This window comes from Kitasatospora sp. NPDC048296 (assembly GCF_043201815.1).
GTDB lineage: Bacteria > Actinomycetota > Actinomycetes > Streptomycetales > Streptomycetaceae > Kitasatospora.
The window spans coordinates 20683-27697 of the sequence record NZ_JBICZB010000092.1 but is presented as its reverse complement, the minus strand read 5'-3'; the positions used below and the strand labels follow the sequence as shown (position 1 = coordinate 27697).

Genomic DNA, 7015 nt, shown 5'->3' with positions numbered 1-7015 from the left:
TGCGGTGGTCATCTCAGCCCTCCGTCCGGTCCACGATGACGAACCCGCCCGCGTACGGCTGGGCGGAGGTGCGCACCCGCAGCACGGCGTTGCCCGGCGACGCGAAGCACACTCGGGCGGTGTGCCCGGGCTCCAGCCGGGGCGCTCCGACCGCGGCGGGCAGCGTGTACCCCACCGGGTCGTCGTCGCGCAGCGTCGCGCATCCGTGCGGCGGCACACGGAGCCACTGCGGGGAGAAGCGTCCGTCCAGCACGACCGCGCTGGGGCCCTTCGCCACCTGCTCGCCCGCCCGAACCGGGGCGGGGGTGAGGAACGGATGCTGCCAGACCACCAGCGCGATCAGGACCGCCAGCAGCGCGTAGGCCGTGGTGTGGGGGCTGACCTCCCGCAGCTGACGGACGGTACGGTCGGGGTCGGCCGCCAGCATGCCCAGCAGCGCGCCGTAGGCCAGGTGCCCGCCGTAGGCGATGGCCAGGAGCGCCGCGCCGCGCAGGGCGTAGACGCCCGCGACGGGCGAGGCCACCGAGATGGTCTCGATCGCCATGCCCCAGGCCAGGCCCCACTGCCAGCGCTTGCCGCCGGCGATCACTGCGTAGGTGATGCCGAAGCCGATGCCGTTGGAGTAGTGGAAGGCCCAGCCGAGCAGGCCGGTGCGCGGGCTGGACGAGTCGGCGCCGAGGATGAGCAGGCCGTAGCTGTCGATCGGTGCGAACAGCCGGACGCCCGCCAGCATGAACGGCACCCGGAACAGGTCGTAACCGAAGGTCCCCACCAGCCCGCCGAACGTTCCCACCACCAGCGAGTCGTGCAGCCGCCGGTAACGGGGGCTACGGGCCGTTGCCACGGTGATGACAGTGAGCAGCGCCAGGCTGGGGACGGTGACCGACCAGAACCAGAGGCGGAACGGCCCCAGGCCGTACGCCCAGATCAGCAGGGGTGCGACCGGCAGCAGGCCGAGGAACGCACAGAGAACCCGCACACCTCGCACGCGGAGCCCTGACGTGGAGGCGCGGACCACTGAGCTCACGAGCTGTGAGGTGCGAGTTTCTCCTGGTGCCCGCTCGGCCATTCGAGACCCGCTCTAACGTGCCCCTTTGTCACCATTTCACGGGCGAACGAGTGCGGCAAGTGGCGGTTTTCTCCATGTGGCGCATGGAATGGCGCATGGAAGGTATCGCTCGGAGACGTCGTCCACTGCCCGAGATCCCACACCCGGACCGTCCGGTCCGCGCTCACGGAGACCGCAGAACGGCCGTCCCCGCGCCGCCCTGGCGGGCTACCTCCCGAGGGCCATGATGTCCGACGCCCGGTTCACCACCCCGCTGCGCCTGGCCGATATCGCCGCCACCTGCGGTGTCAGCGAACGCACCCTCACCCGCCGTTTCACCGAGGCCACCGGCCTCACCCCGCTGCGCTACCAGCAGGAGCTGAGACTCGAACACGCCGAACACCTCATCTCCCACGGCGCCACCGCCGAGACCGCCGCCCGCACGGTGGGCTTCCAGGACGCCCGCATGCTCCGCCGACTGCGGGCCCGGGCATGAGCGGCAGACGAACCAGCCTTCCCCGCGCGGCTCAGCGGCTCCGGCCGTAGAGTCCCGGTCCGGAGGCGTCCGACGAGCGGCAGGAGGCTCACGCTCCGCGCGTGGTCGTCGGAGGTCGCGTGCGGGCGATCCTGCCGAGGTCCTCAAGGGTGACGATGCCGATCAGCCGGCCGTCGTCCAGGACGAGGATCGGCGGTCGGGCGGTCGCGTGGTCCAGGACTTCGACGAGGTCGTCCTCGGGTGCGGCGACCACGCACTCGGAGAGCGGGGTGGCCAGATCGCGGACGCGTGTCCCGGATCGGCGGCCGGGCGGGACCGTCGCGAGGCGGCGCAGGTCGACCAGGCCGCTCGGGCGGCCGGCGAAGTCGACGACCGGGATGAGCGGGTGGTGGGTGCGCGCGACGGGTTCGGCGAGGAAACGGTCGAGGTCGAGCCAGTCGGGCCCGGTGGCCACCGGAGAGGTCATGACCTGTCCGATCCGAGTGCCGCGCAGGGCTGCCACCAGGGTGGCGCGGCGGACCTCGGCCAGGGCGGAGGACCACATGAACAGGCCGACGACGATGAGCCAGATCCCGGCACCGACGCCACGGAGGAACTCGAACCAGCCGGCGACGGAGAGCAGGAGGCCGCCGACCTGGCCGACCCGGCCGGCGACGCGCTCGGCGCGTTCGCGGTCGCGTCCGCGCCGCCACACCGCCGCCTGGAGGATCCGTCCGCCGTCCAGGGGAGCGGCGGGCAGCAGGTTGAACACGCCGAGCAGCAGATTGGTCCAGCCGGTCCACAGCAGAACCGCCGCGGGCACCGTCCAGCGGAGCGCGTGCTGGGCGCCGAGCCCGGCGGCCAGGGACAGGCCGCCCAGCACCAGGCTGGTGAGCGGTCCGATCCCGGCGACGGTGAACTGGAGTCCGGGACTCGGCGCGCGTCCCATCCGGGTGACGCCACCGAGCGCGAAGACGGTCATGTCGTCCACCCGGATCCCGGCCCGTCGCGCGGTGACGGCATGGGCGGTCTCGTGCAGGAGCAGGCTCAGGGTGAGCAGCAGCGCCCCGACCAGGCCGGCGGGGCCGTAGACGGCGGCGGAGCGGCCGGGGACCCAGGCCGGAAGCGTCTGACCGGCCAGGCCGACGCCGAGGAACAGGACCAGGACGGGCGCACTCCAATGGACCCGCAGCGGTATGCCGAAGATCCTGCCCAGCGGAGCGGACCCGTGCATCCTGACCTCTCCCGGGGGCTGCCGACAGCCCTTCGCACATCCACTGTGCTCTCCCGACGCGGGTCGGCACAGGGCTGAGCGGCCACCGCTTCGGGCCGTCCGGCCCATGCGAGATCGCCGGGACCGGCGGACAGTGGGAGTACGGAACCGCGTGCCGAGGGCAGAGTCACCCGGGGCGGCACCGGCGCGGAGACCGAGGACGGATCGATGGACACGACCGAAGCGCTCGCGGAACTGGATGCGGAACTGGACGAGGAAGGCCTCGCCGCGCTCGTCGAAGCCTTGCGGCAGCGCGGGTTCACCGTGATCGGGCCCACCGTCCGGGAGGGTGCGATCGTTCTCGCCGAGCTGGCCTCGGCGGACGAACTGCCGCACGGCTGGGGCGTCGAGACCGAGGCCGGCACCTACCGGCTGCGCCGGCGCGAGGACCGGGCGGCCTTCGCGCACTCCGCCGGGCCGCAGTCCTGGAAGACCTTCCTGCACCCACCCCGGGCCCGACTCTGGCAGGCCGACCAGGCCGAGGACGGCACGGTCACCGTCCGTGAGGACGAAGACCCGCCGCCCCGCTACGCCTTCCTCGGGGTGCGTCCCTGCGATCTGCGCGCGATCGCCGTTCAGGACCGGGTGCTGACCGGCGGCGCGTACGCCGATCCCGTGTACGGGTCGCGGCGTGCCGGCGCGTTCCTCGTCGTGGTCGAGTGCACCGAGCCCGGCGGCGTCTGCTTCTGCGCCTCCATGGGCACGGGCCCGGGCCTGCCGGACGGCTCCGCCTACGACCTGGCGCTCACCGAGACCGTGGAGCCGGATGGCCTCTACTACCTCGTTCGCGCCGGCAGCCCCGACGGCGAGGACGTCCTCGCTGAACTCCCCACCCACTCCACCGACGGTGAGCACGCCCGTACGGCCGTCGCCGACGCGGCCGGGCGGATGGGCGGATGGGCCGCAGCATGGACCCCACCGACCTGCGCGCGCTGATGGCGGGCACGATGACCGCCGAGCGCTGGGACCAGGTCGCGGACCGCTGCCTGACCTGCGGCAACTGCACCATGGTCTGCCCCACCTGCTTCTGCACCACCACGGAGGAGATCACGGACCTCACCGGCGACCACGCCGAGCGCTGGCGCCGCTGGGACTCCTGCTTCGATCTCGACTTCTCCTATCTGCACGGCACCGGCCCGGTCCGGTCCTCCGCCCGCAGCCGCTACCGCCAGTGGCTCACCCACAAACTCGGCACCTGGTACGACCAGTTCGGCTCCTCGGGATGCGTCGGGTGCGGCCGTTGCATCGCCTGGTGCCCGGTCGGCATCGACATCACCGAGGAGGTCGCCGCCCTGCGCGCCGAGGCCGCCACGCCCGAGGGAACACCGTGATGCACGCGACGACCCCCGTCCCGTACCGGGTGCTGGCCCGCCACCGGGAGACCGTCGACACCGTCACCCTCGACCTCGTCCCGGCCGCAGGCCCGCTGCGCCCGTTCCGGCCCGGTCAGTACGCCATGGTGTACGCCTTCGGCACCGGCGAGATCCCGCTCTCCACCAGCGGCATCACGGGCGACACGCTCTCCCACACCGTCCGCGCGGTCGGAAGGGTCAGCGAGGCGCTGTGCCGCGCCGAGCGCGGCGACTGGATCGGCACCAGGGGCCCGTACGGCACGGCCTGGCAGACGCCGCCCGCCGGCAGTGACGTGCTGATCGTCGCCGGCGGCATCGGGCTCGCCCCGCTGCGCCCGCTGATCGAGGAGGTCCTCGCCCGGGCCGAGGCGTACGGGACGGTCTCGGTGCTCACCGGGTACCGCAACCCGGGCGAGCAGCTGCCTCGACGACCTGCCGCGCTGGCGCTCCCGGGCGGACGTCCGGACCACGGTGGACCGCCCCGAACCCGGCTGGCACGGCGCCGTCGGGCTGGTCACCGGCTTGCTGGACGGCACCGACTGCCGGCCCGAGCACTGCGCCGCCTACCTGTGCGGCCCGGAGGTGATGATGCGCGCCACCGCCCGGGACCTGCTGCGCCGGGGCGTGCCCGCGGACCGGATCCGCGTCTCCCCGGAACGCAACATGCGCTGCGCCACCGCCTGGTGCGGCCACTGCCAACTCGGCCCCGTCCTCGTCTGCCGGGACGGCCCGGTCTTCGGCTGGGACCACGCCGAAGACCTGCTCTCCACCCCCGAGCGGTGAGCGCCATGGGAAACGTCCCACGCCTGGCCGTCTGGAAGTTCTCCTCCTGCGACGGCTGCCAGCTCACCCTCCTCGACTGCGAGGACGAACTCCTCGCGCTCGCCGGGAAGATCGAGATCGGCTACTTCCTGGAGGCCTCCAGCCGCGAACTGCCGCCGCCCTACGACCTCTCCCTCGTCGAGGGCTCCATCGCCGCCGCCGCCGACCTGGAGCGCATCCGGCGGGTCCGCGAGCAGTCCCGCCACCTGGTGACCATCGGCGCCTGCGCCACCGCCGGCGGCGTCCAGGCGCTGCGCAACCTGGCGAGCCTGCCCGAGTACCAGGCCGTCGTCTACGCCCGCCCCGAGTACATCGACAGCCTCGACCACTCCACCCCGATCTCCGCCCACGTGCCGGTCGACCTGGAACTGCGCGGCTGCCCGATCGACAAGTGGCAGCTGCTGGAGGTCATCACCGCCTACCTCGCCGACCGCAAACCCGACATCCCCACCCACAGCGTCTGCTTCGAGTGCAAGCTGCGCGGTACCACCTGCGTCACCGTCGCCCACGGCACCCCGTGCCTGGGCCCGGTCACCCAGGCCGGCTGCGGCGCCATCTGCCCGGCGTACGGGCGCGGCTGCTACGGCTGCTTCGGACCGATGGAGACGCCCAACACCCGTGCCCTGTTGCCGTTGCTGCACCGCGACGGGGTGGCGGACGCGGACGCCGCCCGCCTCTACCGCACCTTCAACGCCGAGGCCCCCGCCTTCGCGGACGCGGCCCGACAAGCCGCGGAGGACGACGGATGACCCATCGCACTCAACGGCTGCTCACCGTAGGCGCGTTGGCCCGCGTCGAAGGCGAGGGCGCACTGTACGTCTCCGTCCGCGGCGACGAGGTCGAGGACGTCAGGTTGCGGATCTACGAGCCCCCGCGCTACTTCGAGGCGCTGCTGCGCGGCCGCCGGTACACCGAGCCGCCCGACCTCACCCCCCGTATCTGCGGGATCTGCCCGGTCGCGTACCAGATGAGCGCCTGCCGCGCGGTCGAGAACGCCTGCGGAGTCGTGGTGGACGGCCAACTCGCTCAGCTGCGGCGGCTGTTGTACTGCGGTGAGTGGATCCAGAGCCACACCATGCACGTCTACCTGCTGCACGCCCCCGACTTCCTGAGCCTGCCCGACGCGCTGACACTCGCCCGCACCGACGCCGCCATCCTCCAGCGCGGCCTGCGGCTGAAGAAGTCCGGCAACGAGATCGTGGAGGTCCTCGGAGGACGGGCGATCCACCCGGTCAACGTCCGGCTCGGCGGCTTCCACCGGCTCCCGACACGAGCCGAACTCGACCACCTGGCCCTGGTGTTGCGCCAGGCGCGAACGGACGCCGAGGACACGCTCGGCTGGGTCGCCGGGTTCGAGTTCCCGGACCTGACGGTCAGTCACGAACTGCTCGCCCTCACCGAACCCGACGGCTACGCCATCGACTCCGGCACCCCGACCGGCGCCCGCTCCGGCCCCTTCCCGCTGCGGGACTTCGAGCACCGCGTCCGGGAGCACCAGGTGCCGCACTCCACCGCCCTGCACGCCACGCTCGACGGCCGGCCCCTTCTCGCCGGGCCACTCACCCGCTGGAACATCGGCAGCGAACGCCTGCCCGCCGAGATCCGTGCCCTGGCCGCCCAGGCCGGGCTCGGCCCGCGCTGTGACAACCCCTTCCGCAGCATCGTCGTCCGGGCGGCCGAGGTGCTGTGGGCCGTCACCGAGGCGCAGCGGATCATCGAGCGGTACGAGCCGCCGCCCGCCCCGGCCGTCCCTGTCCCGCCCCGGGCGGGCACCGGGTACGGCGCCACCGAGGCCCCGCGCGGACTGCTCTACCACCGGTACGACCTGGACGAGGCGGGGATCGTCCGGAAGGCCGTCATCATCCCGCCGACCGCGCAGAACCAGACCGCGATCGAGGCCGACCTGCGGGCCTTCATCCAGCCCCGGCTGCACCTGGACGACGCCGAGCTCACCCGCCAGTGCGAGCAGGCCATCCGCAACCACGATCCGTGCATCTCCTGCGCGGCGCACTTCCTCACCCTGACCGTGAACCGGAGTTGACGAA

6 protein-coding genes and 2 pseudogenes are annotated in these 7015 nt (G+C 72.8%); 5 read left to right on the top strand and 3 right to left on the bottom strand.

All coding sequences use genetic code 11. From position 1 onward, the window contains the following. Positions 1–13 precede the first annotated feature (13 nt). Complete coding sequence (locus tag ACGF12_RS34105; protein ID WP_393038972.1) at positions 14–979, bottom strand: hypothetical protein; 966 nt, start codon at positions 977–979, stop codon at positions 14–16. A gap of 274 nt (positions 980–1253) precedes the next feature. On the opposite strand from ACGF12_RS34105, the pseudogene ACGF12_RS34100 reads away from it, so the two are divergent. After that, positions 1254–1544: pseudogene (locus ACGF12_RS34100) on the top strand (helix-turn-helix domain-containing protein); the annotation flags it as partial. A gap of 88 nt (positions 1545–1632) precedes the next feature. Here ACGF12_RS34100 and ACGF12_RS34095 read toward each other — a convergent pair. Then, positions 1633–2757: a site-2 protease family protein gene (locus ACGF12_RS34095; protein ID WP_393038969.1), complete on the bottom strand. Its 1125-nt coding sequence runs from the start codon at positions 2755–2757 to the stop codon at positions 1633–1635. A 207-nt stretch (positions 2758–2964) separates the two neighbouring features. Here ACGF12_RS34095 and ACGF12_RS34090 point away from each other — a divergent pair. Then, positions 2965–4127 (top strand): annotated as a pseudogene (locus ACGF12_RS34090) (4Fe-4S dicluster domain-containing protein). Between the two features lie 115 nt (positions 4128–4242). Here the strand turns inward: ACGF12_RS34090 and ACGF12_RS34085 are convergent. Beyond that, a complete protein-coding gene (locus tag ACGF12_RS34085; RefSeq protein ID WP_393038966.1) occupies positions 4243–4542 on the bottom strand; it encodes a hypothetical protein in 300 nt (99 codons plus the stop codon). A gap of 77 nt (positions 4543–4619) precedes the next feature. Between ACGF12_RS34085 and ACGF12_RS34080 the strand changes: the two genes are divergently transcribed. Genes ACGF12_RS34080 through ACGF12_RS34070 form a run of 3 tightly spaced genes read left to right on the top strand, consistent with a single transcriptional unit; the run spans position 4620 to position 7011 of the window. After that, positions 4620–4931 (top strand): hypothetical protein, encoded by a 312-nt coding sequence (locus ACGF12_RS34080; protein WP_393038963.1) that lies wholly within the window; start codon positions 4620–4622, stop codon positions 4929–4931. Between the two features lie 5 nt (positions 4932–4936). Continuing rightward, positions 4937–5719: an oxidoreductase gene (locus ACGF12_RS34075; RefSeq protein ID WP_393038978.1), complete on the top strand. Its 783-nt coding sequence runs from the start codon at positions 4937–4939 to the stop codon at positions 5717–5719. After that, positions 5716–7011: a Ni/Fe hydrogenase subunit alpha gene (locus ACGF12_RS34070; protein WP_393038961.1), complete on the top strand. Its 1296-nt coding sequence runs from the start codon at positions 5716–5718 to the stop codon at positions 7009–7011. The genes ACGF12_RS34075 and ACGF12_RS34070 overlap by 4 nt, the downstream gene beginning before the upstream one ends. Positions 7012–7015: the final 4 nt, after the last annotated feature.

Excerpts from the sequence above, each read along its gene's own strand:
- ACGF12_RS34095 (WP_393038969.1), bottom strand. The coding sequence starts at position 2,757 with ATGCACGGGTCCGCTCCGCTGGGCAGGATCTTCGGCATACCGCTGCGG.
- ACGF12_RS34075 (WP_393038978.1), top strand. The coding sequence starts at position 4,937 with ATGGGAAACGTCCCACGCCTGGCCGTCTGGAAGTTCTCCTCCTGCGAC.
- ACGF12_RS34070 (WP_393038961.1), top strand. The coding sequence starts at position 5,716 with ATGACCCATCGCACTCAACGGCTGCTCACCGTAGGCGCGTTGGCCCGC.